At 63.6% G+C, this 22,571-nt stretch carries 18 protein-coding genes; 8 read left to right on the top strand and 10 right to left on the bottom strand.

Translation table 11 applies throughout. The features are described from left to right. Window positions 1–76: 76 nt before the first annotated feature. From ACYOEI_RS30305 to ACYOEI_RS30275, 7 genes are all read right to left on the bottom strand, one after another. Window positions 77–1,297, bottom strand: a complete 1,221-nt coding sequence (locus tag ACYOEI_RS30305) for a lipopolysaccharide biosynthesis protein (RefSeq protein WP_462853407.1) — start codon at window positions 1,295–1,297, stop codon at window positions 77–79. A gap of 118 nt (window positions 1,298–1,415) precedes the next feature. Next, window positions 1,416–1,952 carry a serine O-acetyltransferase gene (locus ACYOEI_RS30300; RefSeq protein WP_462853406.1) on the bottom strand — a complete coding sequence of 179 codons (537 nt, stop codon included), beginning with the start codon at window positions 1,950–1,952 and terminating at the stop codon, window positions 1,416–1,418. Window positions 1,953–2,052: 100 nt separating this feature from the next. Then, window positions 2,053–3,204: a glycosyltransferase gene (locus ACYOEI_RS30295; protein WP_462853405.1), complete on the bottom strand. Its 1,152-nt coding sequence runs from the start codon at window positions 3,202–3,204 to the stop codon at window positions 2,053–2,055. Between the two features lie 10 nt (window positions 3,205–3,214). Continuing rightward, a complete protein-coding gene (locus tag ACYOEI_RS30290; RefSeq protein WP_462853404.1) occupies window positions 3,215–4,351 on the bottom strand; it encodes an O-antigen ligase family protein in 1,137 nt (378 codons plus the stop codon). Between the two features lie 452 nt (window positions 4,352–4,803). Further along, window positions 4,804–5,613, bottom strand: a complete 810-nt coding sequence (locus tag ACYOEI_RS30285) for a WecB/TagA/CpsF family glycosyltransferase (RefSeq protein WP_462853403.1) — start codon at window positions 5,611–5,613, stop codon at window positions 4,804–4,806. Between the two features lie 26 nt (window positions 5,614–5,639). After that, a complete protein-coding gene (locus ACYOEI_RS30280; protein WP_462853402.1) occupies window positions 5,640–6,368 on the bottom strand; it encodes a sugar transferase in 729 nt (242 codons plus the stop codon). A 157-nt stretch (window positions 6,369–6,525) separates the two neighbouring features. Continuing rightward, the gene (locus ACYOEI_RS30275; RefSeq protein WP_487247903.1) at window positions 6,526–7,290 is read right to left on the bottom strand and encodes an efflux RND transporter periplasmic adaptor subunit; all 765 of its coding nucleotides are present in this window, start codon (window positions 7,288–7,290) and stop codon (window positions 6,526–6,528) included. Between the two features lie 73 nt (window positions 7,291–7,363). Between ACYOEI_RS30275 and ACYOEI_RS30270 the strand changes: the two genes are divergently transcribed. After that, the gene (locus ACYOEI_RS30270) at window positions 7,364–7,588 is read left to right on the top strand and encodes a hypothetical protein (RefSeq protein ID WP_462853400.1); all 225 of its coding nucleotides are present in this window, start codon (window positions 7,364–7,366) and stop codon (window positions 7,586–7,588) included. 147 nt (window positions 7,589–7,735) lie between these two features. On the opposite strand, the gene ACYOEI_RS30265 is transcribed toward ACYOEI_RS30270, so the two are convergent. Continuing rightward, a complete protein-coding gene (locus tag ACYOEI_RS30265) occupies window positions 7,736–9,919 on the bottom strand; it encodes a polysaccharide biosynthesis tyrosine autokinase (protein WP_462853399.1) in 2,184 nt (727 codons plus the stop codon). Window positions 9,920–11,224: 1,305 nt separating this feature from the next. Between ACYOEI_RS30265 and ACYOEI_RS30260 the strand changes: the two genes are divergently transcribed. From ACYOEI_RS30260 to ACYOEI_RS30235, 6 genes are all read left to right on the top strand, one after another. Further along, on the top strand, window positions 11,225–11,860 hold the full coding sequence (locus ACYOEI_RS30260) for a hypothetical protein (RefSeq protein WP_462853398.1): 636 nt from the start codon (window positions 11,225–11,227) through the stop codon (window positions 11,858–11,860). 244 nt (window positions 11,861–12,104) lie between these two features. Then, window positions 12,105–15,041 (top strand): sigma-70 family RNA polymerase sigma factor, encoded by a 2,937-nt coding sequence (locus ACYOEI_RS30255; RefSeq protein ID WP_462853397.1) that lies wholly within the window; start codon window positions 12,105–12,107, stop codon window positions 15,039–15,041. 324 nt (window positions 15,042–15,365) lie between these two features. Continuing rightward, window positions 15,366–15,881: a hypothetical protein gene (locus ACYOEI_RS30250; protein ID WP_462853396.1), complete on the top strand. Its 516-nt coding sequence runs from the start codon at window positions 15,366–15,368 to the stop codon at window positions 15,879–15,881. 41 nt (window positions 15,882–15,922) lie between these two features. Beyond that, window positions 15,923–16,522 carry an RNA polymerase sigma factor gene (locus ACYOEI_RS30245; RefSeq protein ID WP_462853395.1) on the top strand — a complete coding sequence of 200 codons (600 nt, stop codon included), beginning with the start codon at window positions 15,923–15,925 and terminating at the stop codon, window positions 16,520–16,522. Continuing rightward, window positions 16,519–17,490 (top strand): hypothetical protein, encoded by a 972-nt coding sequence (locus ACYOEI_RS30240; RefSeq protein ID WP_462853394.1) that lies wholly within the window; start codon window positions 16,519–16,521, stop codon window positions 17,488–17,490. Before ACYOEI_RS30245 ends, ACYOEI_RS30240 begins: the two co-directional genes overlap by 4 nt. A 91-nt stretch (window positions 17,491–17,581) precedes the next feature. Then, entirely contained in the window at window positions 17,582–19,684 is a 2,103-nt protein-coding gene (locus ACYOEI_RS30235) for a redoxin domain-containing protein (protein ID WP_462853393.1), read from the top strand. Window positions 19,685–19,744: 60 nt separating this feature from the next. Here the strand turns inward: ACYOEI_RS30235 and ACYOEI_RS30230 are convergent, their stop codons facing one another. Both ACYOEI_RS30230 and ACYOEI_RS30225 read right to left on the bottom strand, forming a co-directional pair. Further along, window positions 19,745–21,046, bottom strand: a complete 1,302-nt coding sequence (locus tag ACYOEI_RS30230) for an acetamidase/formamidase family protein (RefSeq protein ID WP_462853392.1) — start codon at window positions 21,044–21,046, stop codon at window positions 19,745–19,747. Window positions 21,047–21,407: 361 nt separating this feature from the next. Beyond that, complete coding sequence (locus tag ACYOEI_RS30225) at window positions 21,408–21,995, bottom strand: DUF6985 domain-containing protein (protein WP_462853391.1); 588 nt, start codon at window positions 21,993–21,995, stop codon at window positions 21,408–21,410. A 221-nt stretch (window positions 21,996–22,216) separates the two neighbouring features. On the opposite strand from ACYOEI_RS30225, the gene ACYOEI_RS30220 reads away from it, so the two are divergent. Beyond that, window positions 22,217–22,426, top strand: coding sequence for a hypothetical protein (locus tag ACYOEI_RS30220; protein ID WP_462853390.1), 210 nt, complete (start codon window positions 22,217–22,219; stop codon window positions 22,424–22,426). The last annotated feature ends 145 nt before the right edge of the window (window positions 22,427–22,571 follow it).

Raw genomic sequence — 22,571 nt, 5'->3', positions numbered from 1 at the left:
CCCTCTCGGAAACTCGTCAACTTTTGAGTTCTCTCTGATAATCATGCATCGTTGGTCACTCATGGCCCCGCCTTCCTTACGCTCTCGAACACCCATCACGTCGGGCGATGGAAATCCAGAGAATCGCGTGGAAGACGGCGGCCACGACCGTGGCGATCAACAAGCCGGCGACGGCCCCGAGCGTGCCGTATTGGTAGGCCAGAGGTATCCCGGGGATAACGGAGAGCGCGCAGCAAACCATATTGGCGTAGACGACGTGCGACGGATTGTTCGTTGCACGCGAGGCGCTGGCCAAAACCACGCCCAATGCCATGGGAATGGTCTGAACGACGAACAGGGCCGCGGCCGCATGGCAATCGTCGTACCGTCCTCGGTACAGGATCGACAGGATCGTTCGAGCGCCGAAGATCCCTGGTAAGGCCAGAACAACCGCCAGGCCGACGAGCCCGACCGCGCAGCAGACAAGGCTTCGGGGAGGACGGCGACCTTCCACGGAATACTCGCGTGACATCCTGGCAACCAGGATCGCGCCCAGGGCGCTGTAGGATTGGAGCAGAGGCATCGCTACGTTCATGGAGGCTCGGAACGAGGCAGCCGCCTTGGTCTCCAGAGCCAGAAGGTAGATCTGCGTGGAAAGGACGGAAAGTAGCCCGTACATGACGGCCGAACGCCCGTAGTGGCAATGATCCCTGGCGACACCCCGAAAATCAAACTTCGCATCCTCATCCATCAGGGTGCGGTCAAGGATACGATCCATACCCCAGGCGATGATGAGAGCGGCCACGGCCTGACCTCCGAGAACCGCCGGCAGAGTTAGGCCCCCGGTCTTGATGAGCGACACCAGAAGAAGCAGGCTCGAGAGGAGGTAGGCCAGACCTCCCGCGACGGCGATGTCCATTCGAAAACGAGCACAGCACTTCCGTCGCACATAATACATGTAAAGAAATCCAACTCCATATCCGATCACGGATAGCCACGCCGTTCTCGCGATCGAGTCGGACCAGACGGAGGGAAGGACTGCCCAGGTCAACAACACCGCGGAGACCCCCGCCGTAACGCCCCAATGCAGGCGAGCCACCGCACGATAGTACGTCAAGCCCCCTCCGCGCGGGCCGAAGACGACGAGCGGTTCCGTGACGAGCGACGAGTGAACCACCATCACGAGCAGGAACCAGGCGAAGGCGATCGAGTACGCTCCGAAGACCTCCGACGACGTCTCTCGGGCAAGAGCTGTCGTGAGCGTGAAGTTGCCGATCGCGAAGAGCCCCTGATCGAGCACCGCGAACATTCCCGTCATCAAGACTGGCCTTGTTCGAGGAGTTGTTGGCGCAGCGCACGGATCGCCGGTCGCGACATCAACATGTCGCGGTGCGGTTCCGGCCTCGGAGGAGATGACGCCCCGCTCGATGGCAGCTTCAGTTGTCAAGGCTGCAAGCCCTCTCTGCATACTCCGCTTCGGCGCGGCCGGATCCCTCGGATTCGCCGTTGTCGGCGGCCAGGTTCGAGTGCGAGAGCAACCGGGCGGGATTGCCCACCGCCACGGCCCCCGCCGGGACGCTCCGCGTCACGACCGCTCCCGCGCCAATCACGGCGCCTCGTCCAATCGTCACGCCTCCGAGGATCACGGCGTTCGCCCCGACGACGACATCGTCCTCGAGCCAGGGGTAGACGAATCCACCCACTCCATCGGGCTTTTCACCGATGGTCGTGTTCTGCCGCAACACGCATCCCGCGCCGATCACCGCGTTTTGGTTCACCACCAGGCCCATGCCATGTTCGAGTTGCAGGCCGGGCCCGATCCGCGTCGACAACTTGATCTCCAAAGCCAGCAGCCACTCGGTAAGCAACGTGTAAGCGACCTTGTAGAAGAAGAAAACCGGAGCCCACAGGGCCGTGCGTTCTCGTCGCCGATGGAGGGCGTGGCCAAACCTATAGGCGATCAGGACGACCATGGCCTTCTCATTCCCTCGGTTTCGTGCCCAGTCCGCCCTCAGGCACGTGGCGAGCCCAGGGTACGGAGAGACGCGTCGCGGGTGCTGAACCGGATCTGGATCAGGAATGCGCAAGGGGTCGCTCCAAGGTATGGTGACGCTCGTGGGCTTTCCGAGGAGAATGCTCTCGGAGGGCTTCGAGAACACGGGCGACCACAAGGTCCCAGTTATGCTGGGTCAACAACTCGCGCTTCCAACCGTCGATTCGGCCGGGGTCGTCGACGAGGGCGGAGTCCAGGGCCCGAGCGAACGAATCGAACGACTCATTCTGGAACGGCCGACCTGCGCCATTCATGACCTCGCGCGTCGAGGGGAGGTCGGAGTAAACCGGGCTCGTGCCGCGGAGGATGGCCTCGACGGGAGGCATACCGAAACCTTCGTACTCCGAGGTGTAGAGCAGGGCCTGGGCCTCCCTCATTTTTCGGTCGAACGCCTCGGGAGCGAGTCGAGGGAGCCATACCCAGGCGTCGCTCTCCGGTCTCTCGAGACCCGCGGGAGCCGACCCGACGACCTCGATCCGGCCCTTGTAACCCGATCGCCGTCGCCAGTTCTCCAGGTGGTTGACCGCCAGGTCCGTACGCTTGTTGAAGCCACCCGCCAGCAGCAAGACGAAATCGCCCTTGGCCGACGGTGGCACGCCCGGATCCTCAAACCCGATGCCGACGACGACGATCGGAGGGGGGGTGAGGCCCTCACGCCTCGCGAGGATCTCCAGACTCTCTCGAGTAAACCTGGAATTCGTGAGGATGACGCGGGCGTATTGTAACGTCGCGCGCAGACATCGCCGAAAATAGGCAAGTTCTCCGGTTGGCATGACTGAAGGGCGGCGTTCACGATAATGCTCGTGGATCGTATCATGGACGTACGCCGCGACCGCCGCGCGAGGCCTGCGAACGAACGGCGCGAACCCTTTGGGGAGCAGCAACCATTCTCGGCCAGCCCTGTCCGCGGCCGAGGAAACGCCCCATTGGTCCCAGACGATGCGGTTGATACGACTCGACACCGCCGAGTCGTATGGGACAATCTCCACCTTCGACAAGACGTCGCTCGAGGCCTCCATGTTCAACGTCCTGTTCGACAGCAGCGTCATCGCCTGGACTTCCTCGCAGTCCGCGAGACGACGAAAAAGACTGAGCGAGACGTTGAGGATACCGACCGACTTGGTCCGGTCGAAAGCCTGGTCCGCGAGCGAGTAAGTAATCGACGTCGTCATTTCCACTCGTTCAACTCGTCAAGGTGATGGGGCGATCGACCCGCCCCGCGTGGAAGGACTGTTCCGCCCGCGCCCGCTTCGCGGCCGTGTTCGCGCTGAGCGAAAGAGCAAGGAGGAGATAGAACATCGGAAGGGTGGGATCGAAGATGATCGGGTTGATGTTGCCGATGATCCCCGTGTAGACAAGCATGCTTACGAGGAGGCGATCCGAGGTCTTGAGCGCTTTCCAGACCGAGATCCCGATAAACACGCAGAGGATCACCAGGCCGAGCAGGCCGAGGCAAAGTGCGACCTCCACGAATGAATTATGCGTGTGTCCCGCCCAGAACCATCGAGGCAAGAGCAGGTAGCGCGATCCGTAGAAGCCGATTCCCGTCATCCATTGATCGAGGATGATCGGCCAGGAGAACTGCCAGAGGTCCATCCGTCCGCTGACCGTGTAGAAGTCCTCGCCGAGATCCAGGCCGCCGGTGACGGATCCGTTGTTGAGGAACATCATGACAATCGCCAGGACGGTGGCGATGAAACTCGCGGCCAGTCCCACGAGCGCTAGCGCCGAGACGCGAAAGGTGCCCAGGATCAGCGCGGCGCCGATGGCCGCCGGGACGGCCAGGAAGGCCGTTCTGGCGTCGGTCAGCATCAGAAGCCAGGCCGAACCCAGAAGCCCGATCACTTTGGCGAGCAGCCCCATTTCCGAGACGGCCAGAGCGATGACCAGCAGGCTGAGGAGGTCGCCGGCGAGCAAGGGGGGTGCGTAGGCCAGAACCAGTCTCGGTCGTTTGACTTCCAGGGGTGAGCCGAATGAACCCAACTCTTCAAAACTATCGAGTTGAAGAGGGAGCGGCGTGTGATGGACGACCAGATTGAAAACCATGAGGACCGCCACGCTTGCCCCGAGTGCGATGGCCACGTCATCTCTCAACCCCCTTTCGCCGGGGAGCGCCGTGGCGGCGATCGTGATCGCGCAGAACCCGATCAGAGCAAGTTCTACGCTCTTCGCCAGGGCCAGTACTGGGTTGGGTGCCCAAATCGCCGATGTGGCGGCCCAGACGCAGAACGTTAGCAAGACCCAGGCTTCCGGCGAGTTCAACGCAATCCGCGAGAGTACACTCTTGCGTGCCTTGAACATGGCCAGGGCCGTTGACATGATGAGCAACCCGATCTCAAGAAAACCTCGGACCGTCGTCCCTCCGCCTTTCAGAGGATCTACGCCAGGAACGAGGTTGACGAAGGCAAGCGTCGCCAGAACCAGAGCGGTGATTCGGATGGTGCGCGCCCCCCTCCTCTCCCTCGAAGAGTTGAAGCGAGCCACCGTTGCGTCGGATCGGCCAAGCCGATCGATCCTGGGCCGAGATCTCTGCGCGAAGCGATCGGGGCTTTCCCAGGCCCCCGCGAGACTCACCATGGGGAGTCGGCCTCGGTGTTAATGACGCGATACCAGTCGATGGTCGTGATCGACCCGGCGCCGAGATCGGTCGCTGGAGCCCAACCTCCCAGCGCCCCGCGCGGGCGAGAGGCATCCAAGATCTTCCTCAAAAGACCGTTGGGCTTATCCGTACCAGTAACCAGAAGACACATCGGGCAAGGTCCTCATTATTCCTAGACATCATTCGTTGAGGCGGCCCGATTTCGCGGCGAGAGGGCCGTAAAAAGGACGAATCGAGGATTGTGCCTCAGGTAGCGCTTCCAAAGGCGGCGCGGCTCATGACAAAAACGATAGAGCCATTCCAGCCCCAGGCCCATGATCCACCGAGGAGCTTGAGCCTTCGTGCCCGCCAGGAAGTCGAACGCCGCCCCGACGCCAAGCATCACCGTTTTCACGCGACCCCGATGGCCGGCCATCCAGCGCTCCTGCTTCGGACAGCCGAGTCCCACGAACAGGATCCGCGTGCCCGATTTATTGATGGCGTTAACGACCGCCGCATCCTCGGCAGACGTTAATTCGCGAAAAGGAGGGGAGAAGGCATAGGCCACAATCAGTTCCGGATACGTCTGGCCGACGACCGTGAGCAGGCGTTCGAGCACCTCAAGATCTCCGCCGTAGAACCCGACGGGTATCCCGGCGTCCGCGGCCGCGCCCAACAGTTTTCGAGTGAGGTCCGGACCGTAGACTCGACTTTGGTCGGCGATTCCCCGACGGCGCAAATGCCAGACCAGCGGCATCCCGTCGGGCGTGACCAGGTCGGCCCCATTGACCACGTCCTGGTATTCTCTCGAATCGTATCCTTCCATTATCATATGGACCGTCGAAACGCAAATATAACGCGACTCGCCAGCGGACGACCAGCGCAGTACGTCTTTGATCGCGCGATCGTAACTGGTCGCGTCGACGCGGGTGCCGAGGATGGTCTTCGATCGCGGAGGCACTTCCGCCGAGAGGATGCCGTCATTGGAAAGTGTAAATTTCATGGGTGCAAACCTGATTTGGTGAAGGGTCAACAAGCTCCGCCATGATCGGCCATGACGAGGACGGTGCGAGCGATGAGCCGCACGTCCAACCAGAGGGACCGTTCCTTGATGTACTGACAGTCGAGACGGAGCATGTCCTGGGCGCCGAGTCGGCTTCGTCCGCCTACCTGCCAGAAACAAGTGATTCCGGGGACGGCCTCCAGCCGGCGTGCGTAACCCTCCGGGTCGAACTCCTGCAACAGCCGACAGTCACGCTCGGGAAGAGGCCGAGGCCCAACCAGACTCATCTCGCCTGCCAGTACGTTGAAGAACTGAGGGATCTCGTCGAGGCTCGTGCGACGAAGCAATCCGCCCACGTTGGTGACACGCGGGTCGTGCTTCAGCTTGAAGAGAATTCCGCCTGGGGATTCGTTCCGAGACTCCAGGTCGCCGAGCATCGCCTCGGCGTTGACATGCATCGTCCGGAACTTCCAAATCCGAAAGGCCCTGCCGCCCCGGCCGACTCGGACCTGACGAAAGAAGAGGGGTCCGGGGGAATCCAAGCGGATGGCGAGGGCGATGAGGACCAGGAACGGAGCAACGACCGCGAGGCCCACGCTCGCGGCGACCAAGTCGAAAGCTCGCTTCAGTTTCCCGTAGTGATTTATTTGTCGGGTCTTGGAGAGGGGAGAGGGACGCGCCCCTCGTCCCTCGCGTGAGTGAATGACGTCCGGGCCGAGCGGTTCGTAGCTCAGGATTGGTTCCTGTAGACTCATCTGAGATCCTCAGTCGTGGGTTTAGAGTGCCATTTTTAGGACGGATGCCTTGGCGAGCGTCGTTCCAGGAGAGGGCTGTCAAAAGACCAACCAGGAGAGGGCTGTCGAGAGTCCAACCAGCGAGCAAGACCGGGAGAGAAACCTGGGCGTTCGTGAGTTAGTGATCGGTCGTCGGAGGAGAGACTCGCGTTCCAACGGCTCCCGGGCTGATGGGTCGCGCCGGAGCGATGGGTGCTGCCGAGTCCTCGGGACCCGTGGAATTCAGGTCGATCTCCATTCGCGCCTCGAGTCCGGAGGCAAGGATTTCGTCGCGGTTTTCAATCAACGTGACGACCTTGCACGTCTTCGTCTCGGGCTCGATTCGTCGGTCGACGAAGACGACCCGGCCCGTGAATTCGAGGCGTTCCACCGGGAGCTCAACACCCTCGAATTCGGGATGGAGGCGGACCGATTGGCCCGGTTTCACTCGCCAGTAGTCTTGAAGATTGACGTAGCCGATGACGCGGACGACCGATGGGTCGATCACGCAGAAGACCGTTTCGCCCGGCCCAATGGCCTCGCCAGGCTTCTTCAGCACTTCGACGACGACGCCGTTGTGAGGGCTGACGAATTCGCGGGCCTGGAGCTGAACGTCAAGCGCCTGGATGCGTTTTCGAAGCAGCTCGCGACGGAAGGATGCCTTCTGGATCTCGAGCACGGCCATCTGAGTTTCCAGCCGCTGGGAGGTGTTCTCCTCCTCGCTGACGTAGCCCGGACCGCGAGCTTGGAGACGGGCACTGCGGGCTTGCTTGCTGACCATGAGGTCGCGCTTGAGCTCAGCCGCGCGGATCTCGATGTCGCTGTCCATCTCGGCCTGAAGGGTCTCCCGGTCGGCCCGGAGATCTCGATCCGCAACACGCCCCAGGACCTGCCCTGTCTTCACTCGATCGCCTGGATTTGCATAGCAGTCCTGCATCGATGTGAAACCAATTGATGTCGCATGGATCCCAATTCGCGTGCTGGCGGCATACTCGAGTGTGCAATGGCCAAGAGTAACGGCGTCCCGCTCGCTTCCCCGCGCGGCGTGGAAACTCAGCGTCATCGAAATCCAGACGACCGCTGTTATCACGATTCTCAATCCGACCATCTTTTTCCCCAATCTATTTTTTGAACTAATTGATGATTTCTCTTTCGATCTGCTCATTCATTCGTCCGCTTCGCGGCGAGATCGCCTTGCCTGACCTTGGGACGCGCAGGTCCATTGAGTGAGCGACGATCCCCTCACGGCCTCGTTCGGGGAAAGCCTCTTCCATAGGGGATTCGGGAGCCTTACGCAGGCCCTTACTGGGCAAGCCCAGACGAAACGTCCCAGGATCGTGCAAGGCGATTCAGGGACCGATGTCGAACGCTCTCGCGCGGACGAGCCGCGCGGCCCCAACACCAACCTTCCTAAGAGTTGTGCCGGCACTATTCCACAAGAGCATCGTTCGACCGCTCCGTTCCGAATCGCTTCCGCCGGGAGTCCGGCAGGGAATCGGCTCGAAGGCGCCACTGTCCTGGACGTTGAAGATGGTCCCGATCACAACCGCATGGATCGACTCAATCCAGTCTCCAACGGATTCAACATCCCGATATCTCAAGCTGGACGCATTTGCGAGGAGCACGACCCGGTCGACGAGCGAACCGAGGATCGTGGCATCCGCGACCTCCAGCAACGGCGGGGCGTCGACGATGATCAAGTCGTAACGCTCGCCCCACTCCTGGAAAAGTTCAGCGAGGCGCGGTGACAGAAGTCGCTCGAAAGGAGAGGTGGTGGGTGAGCCGGCGTGGATAACGTCGAGATTCTTGACGGCCGAGCTTTGGATCAACGGCTCGCTCGGGCCACCGCTGGCCAGCAGGTCGGCAAGCCCCCGCGGTCCTGGCAGGCCGTGAATCCGTCGTTGCGCGGGATTGCGGAGATCGGCATCGACGAGAAGGACCTTGCGTCCCGCCCTGGCGGCGACGGCGGCCATGTTGCTCGCGGCGATGCTCCGCCCGTCGTCGTGGCGAGGGCTCGCCACGAGCAACGATTTGAACAGCGACCGTCGCCGACACGATTCCAGATGGGTGAAGATCGTCTGAAACGCCTGGGCCGTCAGGGCGTCCGAAGCGCACGATGTCGTCTCGTCAAGCCGGAACCGATCCTCCCCGGCGAGTCGCCGCACCTGGCCGAGCAGAGGAAGTCCGAGGGCGGCCTTGAGTTCGCCGGTCGTGCGAACTCGTCGATCGAGTCTCTCTCGCAGCAGCGAGGAGGCGAGGCCGGCAGAGCCTCCTACCAGCAATCCGACCGCCAGCAAGAGACCGGTCCGCGGATGGATCGGTTTGACGAGGGCTTGGGGCGCTTCGAGTTCCTGCGCGAGGACATCACCTGCGCCACCGGCAAACTGAACCTGTTTGAGCTGGTCCACAACCGTGTCGAACAAGGTTCGCTGCCGTTCGACCTTGGACCAGAGGTTCTTGCCCGCGAGTTGCTCAATCTCGCTCCGGCGGGCCTGCTCCTCCTGCCGCTGGCAAGTCTCGGCCAACTCCCGACGCATGGTCTCCGCGGAGGTTAGACCCTCGGCGATCGATTCGAGCAATTTCGAGACTTCAGTCTTGCCTAACGTTCTGCGAGCGAGCCGAGCCTGCTCGCTGGCACGTTGGATCTGCGCTTGCAGCTCACGGGACTTGGCATTCTCAGCCCCGAATCGTTCGATCAACTGCTGCTGTTCGACCATGAGTTGAGCGAGGTAAGCCGCCGAAGACGGCGAGGTCGTCGCCGCGCCGATCGTGGTATCCAGGCTGCCCGACTCACCTCCCAGGAAACTCGCCGCGTGGGCGATGCTCCAGATCTCGTGATCCTTGTCGGCCAGCTTCCGAACGAGGTCGAGCTGAACCTTGAGCGCCCTGGCCTTGGCCTCCGCGTCCCAGAGTTCCCGCGAGGTCCGAGCAAGCCGACGGTCAGCGACCGTCGAACCCGTCTCCTCGTCGGTCAGGTAGGAAGCCTCGCGCCGGAACTCGACGTACTTGGACTCCAGGGTGTCGAGCTCCGCGCCCAGCTCGTCCTTCGCCTTGACAATCAAAGTGGCGGCATCGCGATTCGTGTCTTCATAGGTAATCTTGAGGAATTCCCGATAGCTTCGCACCACGCCCGTCAAGAGCCTCGTCGCCTCTTCCGGAGACCAAGCCGTGCAGTCCACGGCGAGGACGTTGGCGTTCCGGTCGGGTCTCGACACGGAAACCGCGGCGACCGCCGCATCGAGGGCCCTGCGTCCCTTGGCTTCCGCCGACTTCAGTGACGGAAGAGCGTCGAGTCCGATCGATTCGATGGCCCTCGCGATCACGACCGGGCTGCTCAGGATCAAGGCATGGGTTTGGACGTAATCGATCTTGCTGTCGGGTGCCGCCTGACGAGTGGGATCATTGTTCGCCACGTTGATGGGGCGGCCCTCGCGTTCAACGATCAAGAACTTCGCCGTGGAACGATAGATCCGCTGCGACCAAGCGGTCCCGACGAGGACAAGAGCGACACCGAGCGATGACCCGATCAGCATCAACCGCCAGCTTCTCGCCACGGAATACCAAAATATTACCATATCTTCGATTGTCAGTCGAGCACCATGCTCGGCCGCGGTTTTCCCGTCTAGCATGTCGGGGGCGTCCTTGAAGATCGTTTTTCGAGGTCACATCGCGTCGAAACAAACAATGACCGAAGATCGGGTTAGCAAGTGGATGTTTCTTGGGGTTGTGTTCGAGGCTTGTCTACAGCCACCGGAGGCGGGCACCGGTCGAAAATCGGCTTGAAAACAAGCTCCGGAGGATCCTTCGGTTTTCGGCTGGATTTAGCCCGAGGTTTGGTCGTTGAAAACGAACGATATCTCGGGCACGGCCGGGTCCACACTTGGGAGGAAGGTGGGGGAGAGGAGAGGAATCGACAGTCGAGGGCGTGAGAATCTTGGGGCACCCACGCCCAGCGTGCAACAAAACATCATCGACTCGAGAAGTATCATATGGGTGTGATTATCTTGCTGTCAACTCAAAAAATAATAGTCACAATCCACTTCGGCCGATCACGCTTAAATGCAATCGATGAATCCCGAAATAAGACACGCCACACCCCATCATTTCTCGAGATACCGGCGGCCAAAAGCCAAGTAAACGCTATTCTAGACATCGTGGCCGTTGTCTTTTGTGAACAGAAAACAGATGAAACCGTCGATTTGACGATAATCTATCAATAAATTAACATTGACTACTGGCTGATGGGCCGTTTAGAAGCGTAACTCCGCCTTCCCCCCATCGGGCGTCACATCCTGGCGTTCGGCGAGAGGCAAGTCGACGCAGTCAGGAATCGCCACATTGCTCTTGGCGTAGTTCGGCTCGATTTCAGGCTGTCGTATTCGCCTACAATAATGCGCCGAATGATAACGTGACAGCCTAAGATAACAGTCCATAAGCCGCCCGATCGCTTCGACGACCTTGACGTCGTCTCGAGCCGCTCGCCCCAAGTCCGTCCGTGCGTGCAACTTCACAATACCTTTGAGGATCTTCTCCTCGTAGCTTTGTCTGGCTTACACGCTCGTCCTCGACCCGTGCACCAATCGACTGGAGATGAACGAGTAGTGGCATAACAACGACGAGGAGGAACCTATCTTCCTCCTTATTATTCTGATAGCCCTCGCCAGTCGAGAGTAGCGAGCGGTCCTCGGCGAAGAGGACGAAGACCAGCCGGGGTAAGATGGGCTGCAGGAAAAGACATCCAACGGCTGTCCTTCGAGGTTGCGAGTCACGCGTCTGGGCAGAGTCCGTTTAAAGTGCGGAAAAGGGGCGGATCACCGGAAACATGTTGAGCCATTACCATGCGACAGGAACACGGGATGATCGTCCTGGGCGGGATCATGGTCCTCGCCGGGTTTGCGATGCTGCTGCTCCCCGACCTGAATGGGGCGGGGTGGTACCTTGTGGCGGCGGGTGTTCTGGCGGGTGGGTTCGGGTATTGGTTCCACCTCCGCGGGGGTAATGTGCCGCATCCTCCCCGGGACCTGCCGAGACTCCCGGAACCGGCCCCGGCGTCGGCCGGGAAGTCCTGCCCCTCATGCGGGAGCGGATCGGTCCGTCCGATGGACGGGGCCGAGACGACTGCGTTTTATGGATATGACCGCTTCGTCCTGGTACGTCCTCGGATCTGCCTCGTGTGCGGACACGGGTTCGAGTCGGAGCCGACGCCGGCCGGCGCTTATCTGATGGTGGCGGTCGCGGCGATGGGGGTCATCGTCGGGGTCTTGCTGATCCTCATGTTGCCCGCAGGGCCCTGGTTGGCGTTCCGGGGCGAGGGCTTCACCTCGATCACGAGAATCAAGCTCGCCCTGGGTGGTCCCGCCGCGGCTTACGGGGGCGTGTGGTGGGTGAGGAGGAGTTTACGCGTGCTCGAACACTACTGGAGTTTGCGTCGTCCTCGGATGGGCGGGTTGAAGCCGGTGGCTGTGAGCAAGTAGGTCGATCCCAAGGACCGGCGTTGGACGAACGAAGAGAAGCGGGGTCACTGACCCCGCCTACAGCGGGGAAATCCCCTTGTAGGCGGGGTCTGTGACCCCGCTCTGTCTACTCAGCCACCGATCTCGCCCCTCGAACCAGTCCCTCGAAATCCTTCGAAAGAGTTTTGCCGATCGGGACGCCCCGCCCCTTTAGGTAGAGTGAGACGTGACCCGAATCAGAGGGCGTGGGGGAGGAACGTAGGCGATGACGACCGCATCCATGGGGACGGCCTTGCGGCACATCCAACGACTGTTCGGGGACGGGACCATAGTCGGCCTCGCCGACAGTCAACTCCTCGCCCGGTTCGTCGCGGAGCGGGATGAAGCGGCGTTCGCGGCGATCGTCGCGAGGCATGGCGGGATGGTGCTGACCGTCTGTCGAGGGGTCCTCCGCGACCCGAACGACGTCGAGGATGCGTTCCAGGCCACGTTCCTGACCCTCTTCCGCAAAGGCGCCTCGCTCTGGGTCGGCGACTCGCTCGGCGGTTGGCTCCATCGGGTCGCGTACCGTGTCGCACTCCAGGCCAACGCCGACGCCCAAAGGCGTCGCGACATCGAGCGAGAGGCCGCCGAGGAGGCCGCTCGTCGGGGCGTGCCGACAGTGGCCGTGGACGAGTTGCGTCGGGCGCTCCACGCCGAGATCGACCGCCTGCCCGAGCGACTGCGGCTCCCCCTGGTCCTCTGTGATTTGGAGGGGATGACCCGAGGCCAGGTCGCGGACCGGCTCCGCTGGACCGACGGCGCCGTCCGTGGACGATTGGCCAAGGCCCGTGCCCTGCTCCGCGACCGGCTGACTCGTCGAGGGCTGGCGCTCACGCCCGCCGCACTCGTCGCCATCCTGGCCGGCGAGTCGGCGGCGGCCGTGCCCGAGGCCTGGGTCGCATCGACGTTCCAGGCGATCTCCCGACCGGCCTCGGGCCTGGCAGCCGTTGCCCTGGCCACGAGGGTCGCGAGGACGCTGACATTGGCCCGTGGGAAGGGCCTCGCCGCGACGCTGGGAGCCGTCGCCACCGTCGCTGGCTTGACCGCAGCGTACCTCGCGCCGGCCTCGGCGGGAGATGGTCCGCCGCCTCCCCTCTCCGTCAACGGCTCTCCGAAACCGGCCCCGGCGCGAGCGTCCGCGAAGGACTCAGACGCGAAGCCGCAAAGCTATGCGGGACGCGTCGTCAGCCCGAAGGGGAAGCCGGTCGCCGGGGCCGCTCTTTACGTCTTCACATCGATGGATCCTTCGGCATCCTACCCCCCGAGGACGAAGACCGGCCTCGACGGCCGGTTCGCGTTCGAGATCCCCGCCCAGGAATTCAAGCTCATCGAGCCGGCCCGTCGGGCGAGTCTTCAGGTCGTGGCTGTTGCCGAGGGATACGGCTTCACCGTCCCCAAGCCGTCGGAGGTGACGACAGGGCGCGAGATCGAACTGAAGCTGGCCGAGGACTTGCCGGTGGAGGGCCGGGTACTCGATCTCGAAGGCCGACCCCTCGCTGGGGCCAAGGTCTCTGTCATGGGGGTACTGGCGCCGGTGGAAGGTAATCTGGACCGTTGGCTGGCGGCCAGCAAGGCCGGAGAGGAGGACGCCTACAGTGTCATGTACAAATATCTAAAAAATGGGTTATTCGTGCCCAACCCCGGGCAAGGACCGATCGCCCCGACGACGACCGACGCCCAGGGCCGTTTCCGCCTGGCGGGCCTGGGCCGCGAGCGGCTCGCCGAGCTCCGCATCCAGGGGACGGCGACCCGCCTCGCCGTGGTGCGCGTCATGACTCGCGAGTCGGGTCCGCTGACGTTCCCCCTCGACCCGCAGGCGCCCTCTGAGGCATCATTCCCGGTGTACGGCTCCCGGCCGCAACTCGTGGTCTCGCCCGGCAGACCGATCACGGGGGTGGTGCGCGACAGCAAGTCGGGGGTCCCCCTGGCCGGGTTCCGGGTGCAGACCTTCCAGTTTTCGGACGATCGGATCGGCAACAACACGTTGCTCACCGTGACCACCGACGCCGAAGGCCGATACACGCTCTTGGGCATGCCGCGCGGCCCCGCGAACGAGATCGCGGCGATCGGCCCCGAGGGGACGCCCTACTTGCCCGTCCGGCTCAAGGTCACCGACCCTCCCGGCCTCGGGCCGGTCGTCTGTGACATCGCGATGACGCGAGGAGTCGTCGTCGAAGGCCACGTCGTCGACGCGGCCACGGGAAAAGGCGTGCAAGCCTCGGTCAGCTACCATGCCAGGGCCGACAATCCCCACCTCGCCGGCTCCCCTGGATTCGCGAATCTCCCACCCCATTGCTACGAATTCCAGGCCGAGACCGCCCCCGACGGCCGATTCCGCTGCCCCGCCTTGCCGGGTCGAGGGATCATCGAGGTCGAGGCGATGCACCACGAATATCCTGACGTCGCGCCCGCCGACAAACCGATCGGCGCAGAGTACATCCCCAACGTCCTATCCCTCGCCCAGGCCGTACTCAAGGTCGACCTCGCCGACGGCCGGTCTCCCGCTCCCATCGAGTTTAAGCTCGACGCCGGACGGCTTGTCTCCGGAGAGGTTCTCGACCCGGATGGCAAACCACTCGCCGGCGCGTTCGTCTATGGGTTGCACAGCCTTGGCGGCTGGGATCAGGAACCGCTGGAAGGGGCCGCATTCAAGGTCCTGGCCCAGAGGAAGACCTCCGAAGATGGCGTTCCTGTGACCAAGGCCGTCCTCCCCGGTGCCGAAGGCTCCCCGCCCGCTCCCCGACCCGAGCGCACTCTCGTCTTCCAACACGAAGGCCGCAAGCTCGCCGGCTGGCGCGACATCGCCAGCGACGAGGCCAGCCCCGTTCATGTCACTCTCGCCCCCTGGGGCGTCGTCTCCGGCCGGGTCCTCGACGAGGAGAACGCCCCGCGTGCCGACGTCGTCGTCGAAACCGGCGTCGTGGGCAAACCGAGGAAAGGTGGAGGCGAGATCGAACACCGTCCCGAACGCATCCTCACGGGGTCCGACGGCCGATTCCAGGTCGAGGGCATCGCCCCGGGCCTCCCCTACCGACTCGTCGTCGGAGGAAACCGCCCGGGCATCCGCCCCCGCGTCATCAAGGTCTCCCCGATGAAACCCGGCGAGACTCGTGACCTGGGCGACCAGAAACTCGGCGCGAGACCGGAAGGCCAGCCTTGAAGTCGAGGCATGCCGCCTAAGAAAAGAGGGCGAGGACGATCCGCAGCTGACGCGGATCGACACAGATAAAATCGAAAACCTTGCTGTTTTATCTGTGTCGATCCGCGTCAGCTGCGGATGAATCCCTCTTTTCTTTCCGTGTTCCATCCGTGGCTGGTCTTAGCCCGACGCTGGGTCGTTGAAGAAAAAGCCGGAGGTTCGGGACCGACCGGGATTTCGTCTGTAAGAATCCGGGACGTCGTGTGTTCTCCCATCAAGCCCGCGAATGTTCCAGGACGTTGGGTGCTCCAACGGTGGAACGAGCCCGGGCTGAGGGAGTCTTCCATGTTTGCGTCAAGGACGCTCGAAACCGCAGGCCTGGCCCATCGCGAGCCCGCGAGGCCCCGGCCTCGAGGCGCGTTCGCCCCCGGATGCGAGGGGCTTGAAGGGCGTCAGCTTTTGTCGACGCTCTCGCAAGACGTCCAGAAACTGGTGTCGGACGTTGCCGACGTTCATGCGGGTTCGACGGTCACGCCGGCCGAGGTCCGGGCCTTGGCGACGGATCTGACCGCCATCGCCAAGGTCGCCACGAAGCCGGATCCGGCGGCGGTGGATGCGCTCCGGACCGAGATCGGCATCGTCGTCGCACAAGGATCAATCACGCCCGCGGAAGCCCTGATCCTCAAGAAAGACGTGACAAACGTCCTCGTCAGCGCGAACATTCCCTTGGCGTTGGCCCAGCAAACGGCCTCCGATCTCCTCGTCGTGATCGACGCAAGCGGGCTCAGCAAAGCCGATGTCCGAACGATCGCGGGCGACGTCAAAGCCATCGTCTCCGACCTCGGCTCGCTGAAGCCGTGAGCCCTTCGCCACTCTGGCCTCGGGAGTCGATCCGAGGCGACATGCCGTATCCTTCGAGGCAGATGACGGTGAGCGTCCCGAGCTACCCGAGACTGAGCGACGTCGAGCCGGAAGGTTCGCGAAGCGAGGCGGACCTGTCGTCGTGGGTCCTTGCCACGGCGCCGAGGGCCGTCGCGTACGCCACCTCGTTACTCCGCGACCGTGAGAAAGCGGAAGACGTAGTCCAGGACTGCTACTGCCGGCTGCTGGCGAAGGCGAGCGTCTACGACTTGCCCGTCGACGGTCTCAAGCTCTTGCTGACGGCGGTCAGCAACGCATGCATCAACCTGAAAACACGACGACGCTCGGTCTTTTCCCTCTTCCGGAAGGACGGGCGAGAAACCGACGTCGAGGATCGCTCGGTCCAGGCTCCTGGCAAGAATTTGTTGGACCGAGAGCTCGCCGAGGCGATCGCCTCGGGATTGGCGAAGCTCCCCCTGCGGCAGAGGGCGGCCCTCGAATTGAAGAGCCAGGGGCACTCGCTGCAAGACGTCGCGGAGATCCTCCGGGTCAGCCCGAGCAACGCCGGCGTCTTGATCCACCGGGCTCGTACGGCGATGGAAGCGCACCTGGCCCCCTACCGGGGAGGTCCCGAGGCATGAACCCGAACACCCCGAGACGCCCCCACGACGTCGAGGTCCTGGTCCGCGACTACCTCCGCGACCAGGAAGCCACCGTCGACCCGCAGCGCATCCTGGAAGGGGTGCAGGCGAAACGCTCCGCCCAGCCCGAGCCCCGCTCGCGACGGACCGGTCATCGCCTCGCCTCGCACGGGGCCCTTGCCACCCTGCGGTGGATGGCCGGGACCGCGGCCGTCTTCCTCCTCATCGGCTTCGCCTGGAACTTCCGGCAAGCCTCGGCCTATGCGGATGCGGTCAAGCTCGTCCGAGAAGCCCGGGGCGCCCTCGAGTCTCGGAAAGACCGGTCCTATCGGATGGAGATCGTCCTGGCCCCCGGCATGGCCGAAGAGGCACCCTTCCTCGCGGCCCTGGCGTCGTTCGACCATCGGATCTGGACCCGTTCCGACCGCTTCCGGATCGACATCCGAGGAGGGTCCAGGACCTGGGTGCTGGGCCGCGACGAACATCGACGTGTTTGGATCGCCCCCACACCCGACGTCGGCCTCGAGTTCGACCCGGAGGAAGTCCCCGAGCCGCTCGAGACCGCGCTCGACGTCTTCAGCCTGGACCTCGACACGGTCCTCGACCTGCTCGCGACCGACTTCGACGCGAAGGTCGAACGCGAAGGCGCCGGGGTGCCCCCGGGGGTGACCCGAATTCGAGGCACGCCCCGGCCCGACCACCCCCGCCCTCGCCTTCGATCCATCACCGTCGATATCGACGAGCGTTCCAAAGTTGTGCGCCACGTCGTCCTCTCCCGAGTCCGTCAGGGGAGGCCGTTGGCGGAAGTCTCGTTCACCTTCGACCGCGACGAAGACGAGCCCGACTCGGCGTATCGGATGGCGTCCCACCTCGACGCCAAGGCCACGATCCTCGGCCCCGACCGTCGGCTCCGCCGCCGTCATGAGCTCGTGCGATTCTTCGGTTCTCTCCTCCTCAAAGGCGAATAATATGAGCGACCGAGCCCCCAAGTCATCGTCCTCTTTCGATCGACCCAATCTCCGTCGGCTCGCGAACGGATTGCCGCCGATCGGCCTCCTCATGGCCTTGATCGTGTCGACCGCCAACGAGACTCGTGCCGAGGCACCGGCCCCGGTTACCTTCACGGAGCACGTCGCGCCGATCGTTTTCCAGAACTGCGCCTCGTGCCACCGCCCGGGCGAGGGCACCCCGTTTTCGCTGCTGAGCTATCGAGATGTCAAGAAGCGTGGCGAGCTCATCCGGAACGTCGTCGACGAGGGGTTCATGCCCCCCTGGCCCCCCGCCAAGGGTTGGGGGCACTTCCAGGACGAGCGCCGACTGTCTGCGGAGCAGATTTCGTTGCTCGACCGCTGGGTCGAATCGGGGATGGCGGAAGGGCCTGCCGAGAAGCTACCGGCCCTGCCCAAATTCGCCGAGGGGGGCTGGTCGCTCGGGAAGCCAGACATGGTCGTGACGCTCCCCGAGGAGTTCGACGTCCCCGCCGACGGGCCGGACATCTACCGGATGTTCGTCCTGCCGCTCGCGCTGGACAAGGACCAGTGGGTGACCGCCGTCGAGATTCGCCCGACCGCCCGCTCCGTCGTCCACCATGCCCTCTACTTCCTCGACGGCACGGGCGCGGCACGCAAGCTCGACGCGGCGGACCCCGGGCCGGGGTTCGGCCGCATGGGCTTCCCCCGCACGGGGACGCTCGGCGGCTGGGCGGTGGGGGCCACGCCGAGGCACCTGCCCATGGACCTCGCCTATTCGCTCCCCAAGGGCTCGGATCTCGTCGTCCAGATGCACTTCCACCCTTCGGGCAAGGCCGAGCGGGAGCAGACCAGCTTCGGGCTCCACTTCGCGAAGAACCCACCCCAGAAGCGGCTCCTCGGCACCCAGGTGCCGATGGCGTTCGGTCTCGGGACCAAGCTCCGTTCCCCCGGGATCAAGCCGGGCGAGAAGGATTTCACGATCCAGGACGAGTGGACCGTCCCGTTCGACGTCGACGTCGTCTCGATGGGGGGCCATGCCCACTACCTCTGCAGGACGATGAAGGCGGTCGCCGAGTTGCCGAACGGCGAGGAGCAGAAGCTCTTCGCCATCGACGACTGGGACTTCAACTGGCAGGGCCGCTACAACTACGCCACGCCGGTTCGGCTGCCCAAGGGGACGGTCGTCCGAAGCACGATCGTCTATGACAACTCGGCCGACAACCCCCGCAACCCCTCGAATCCGCCGAAGCACGTCCGCTGGGGCGAAGGATCCACCGACGAGATGGGGTCGATCGGGCTCGCCTTTATCGCCGTCAATGAAGCCGACCTCGCCTCCTACAAAGGGCCCGCGATCTTCGGAGGAGGCGACATGGTCGGCCGCCTCGGGGGTGGAAGAGGGAACGTCGGAGGCCTCGGCAACGGCCTGCGAAACCTCGGGCCGGAACGACTCCTGGCGATCTTCGACCTGCTCGACGTCGACAAGAACGGCAAGCTCGAAGGGGACGAGATCCCCGAGCGTTTGCAAGCCTTCATGGGACGTGTCGACACCAACGGCAATGGCGCCCTCGAGCGGAGCGAGGTCGAAGCCTTCCGCGCCGCAGGCCGTCCGACGCCGGATGCCTCGGGGAGCCCCTTTCGGCCCAAACTCAGACTCCGGCCATTCCGATCGGGCCGCCCGGCCTCCGACCCGCCGATGACCGACCTCGACGGCCAGCTCCGACAACCCCTCCACCCCTCGGAGGGGACGAAGGCCAACGTCCTCCTCTTCGTCACCCGCGACTGCCCGGTCGCCAACCAATACGCCCCGGAGATCGCGCGCCTTGCCCGCGATTACGCGTCGAAGTCCATCTCCTTCTACCTCGTCCACACCGACCCCGACACGACGCCCTCCCAGGCGCGGGAACACGCTCGGGAATACGGCCTCGACCTGCCGGTCCTCCTCGACCCCGAACACACCCTGGTCGCCCGGACCAAGGTGGCCGTCACTCCCGAAGCCGCGGTCATCACGCCCGATGGGACCGTCGCCTACAGCGGACGCATCGACGACCGCTTCGGCAAACTCGGCCGCCAGCGCCCCGAACCGAGCCGGCACGACCTACGCGACGCGATCGACGCGGTCCTCGCCAACCATCCGGTCGCCGTCTCCCGCGTCGAAGCGATCGGTTGCCCCATCCACGATCTCAAACGCTAAGGGCCGGAATCGTGGTGGACGAGCGGACCGCAGCATCTCCTCGACACCGACTCCGCTCGCCTACTTCTCGTCCCGAGAGAGGGTGGCGAGCCGGGCCTTCTCCAGCTTGGCCGCGAGGCCGACGTTACGGCCGGCGAGGTTGACGACGACGTACTGGACCGAGCTGCCGAGCACCTGGGCGCTTTCCGCGAGGGTGAGTCCGTAGTCCTGCTCCAGCCATTGGGTGAGGCCGCCAGTCGCCTGGCGCAAGGCGTCGTCGAGCGACCCGCCCTGGCCGAGGGCCATGATGTGGGTTGGCGACTCCACCCGGGGCGTCGCGATCGGCCGCCCGCGCCGAAGGTCCACGGAGAATTCGACGTCCATCGAGGTCTCGAGGGCGAATTGCGAGGTCTCGCCGTCCCCTTGCAACGCGTGGGCGTCTCCCAGGTAGAGCAAGGCCCCCGGCTGTGACACCGGGAGATACACAGTGTTCCCCTCGACGACCTCGTTGAAATCCATGTTGCCGCCGAAGCGGCCGGTATCACCCGTCGAGATTGGCGCGGACCCGAAACCTGGAGCCACGGCCAGGCCGCCGAGCATCGGCCGCACCGGCACGGTGAAGCCCTTCAGACGGCCCGAGGCATTCTCCGGGCTGGCGAGGCCGCGATCGCGGTCGAGCTTCCAGCGGACGGGCCTTCCCAGGCCCTTGGCCTTCGCGGCGAGGCTGTTCCCCTGGGCGCGGCCGACGATGTCGTCGAGGCTGTCGGCGTAGTCGCGATTCAGGCGAAGGCGCACGATCCGGACGGCGAGGGTGTCGCTCGGCCTGGCCCCCCCGACGAAGAAGGGGCCGGTCTGGGGATTGCCGAAGAGCGCGCGTGTGACACCCTTCTCATCCACACCCCCGGAATCCACGGTCGTCGTATGCACCGCGTCGCCGGGCCAGATCGTCAGGATGGGCAAGCGATGCGGGGTGAACTCGTTGGAGTAATCCGTCGGCTTGAATTCGTGCCGACGCGGCGGCCCGTCGGGGCGTAGCGGGATCATTCGGGCGGTAAACGTGTGCGTGACACGGACGTCGGGATGATTCGGGTCCGGCGCGACCACCGTGCCCGAGAGCGAGCCGTCTCGCTTCCCACGATATTCGGACTTCAACATCCCCGCATTCATCGAGACGAACTCGATAACGTCGCCGTCGAGATGCCCTTCGAGCGAATCGCCGCCAATCTCGCCGGTAAGCTGGCCTCCGTCGCGGTGGAGCGTGAGTATCTGGTAGAGGGGGTTTCCCCAGAGGTCGGTCTTCACCACCCAACTCTCATCGACCCTGTCCTGGGCGACGAGCGGAGTGCAGAGACACCACACGAGCAGGAGACAGCGAGAGACCATTGGGAAAACCCTCGATGATTCCAGCGGGCCAGGGAGTCCGTTCGAAATGTCACCCCTCTCGACGGACCTCGGCTTGGTCGTCGAACAGAGATAAGCCCTGTCCGGAATGGGTTCGGTCAATGACTCGCATTATTTCGCAACAACCCGACATCGGGCTAACAAAATGAGACTGAAGGCGATCCGCAAACGACGCAGATCGACACAACTTCAACCATAAACACCTAAAATCCATCTGTGCCAATCTGCGTCATCTGTGGATAGATCCGCCTTTTCTTGTCTGTGTCCCATCCGTGGCCAATTCTAGCCCGATGCAGGTCCCGGTGAGACGATCCGGAGGCCACGCGGCGCCAGCACGAAGCCCTCAGGATTCATCCCAGATAAATTCCCCGCCATCCGCCTCCGCAATCCATTCGAGGAATGACGTGTCGGCGCCACCGACGTCAACCGTCCGGTCTTTGTGCAGCATGACCCCCAGGCCGTGCTCGCCATCCCATGTGCATCCCATCTCGAACCCGAGATAGGCGATGCCATCCTTCGCCACCGGCAGGACATGGATGATTCCGAGACCGATGAGCTTCTTGAGATCCTCCGGCGATTCGATGTCCGGCAGCTCGCCATCCTCGCAAGAGTCGCCGTAGGTTTCCCGGATTTCGGGGTACTTCTCGAAGATGGCTTTGAGCACGACGGCCGCGACGGCGGATTCGTTCTCCTTGAGGAAGCGGTAAGCGGATGCCTGAACTTCCGCGGGGGGCACCGGTCCGTCTTCGACACCCATATTCACGCTCAACTGCACAGTCCCGCCCGAGGCTCCATCGCCGTTCTTTGATGCGTAAAGACCACCTCTCGATTGGAAGCCGGACCATGAAGGGAGGCGATCCGTTCCTGTCCAGAACCCGTCGTTCCAGGTGAGAAGGGGAAAAGGAGGTAACACAAGCGGATCGTCGGGCATGGGAGTGCTCCTCGGCAGATGTCTAGGACGACGGACGGCAAGAGATGGTACCAGGCCCGGGTACTCACCGCGCCCGATTCCCCACCCGGCGACAAGACAACTTGTCGCGCGCACCGACGGCCGATCGTCGGAGGATTTTATTTTGTCCGATCCGACGCCGGAGGCTGATGACTCTCGGGAGAGGCCGGGAGCCGGCCTCATGCGAAAGGGGAGACTGGGCTATGAAGATGTTCAAGTTCATGATGGTTCTCGGGGTCTTCATGTGGACCTTCGCGATCGTCTGGCTGGCCCGGCTCGCGATGGGGCTGGAGCATATCTACAAGAGCGACATCCCCGGGCTGATCCTGTGCGGGGTGGCTGGCGGCTGGGCGGGGTGGGCGTACGTGGCGAGCCAGGCCAGGCGGTTCCAGGCCGCGGAGAAGGAGCTTTGATCGGCCCCGAGGCGTGCGCCTCGCGAGGGTGACCTCGACCTCCCAGGTGCGGGGAGGCCGGGCGGGAATCCTTCGGGGCGCACGCCGAAAGGTCGAGGACCTTCCGTAGAAGGGCTCCGGGATGGCAGGGCAGGCGGTGAGGCGT

It is taken from the genome of Singulisphaera rosea (assembly GCF_054877945.1).
The sequence above is the reverse complement of the archived record's forward strand: the minus strand, read 5'-3'. Positions and strand labels throughout refer to the sequence as shown.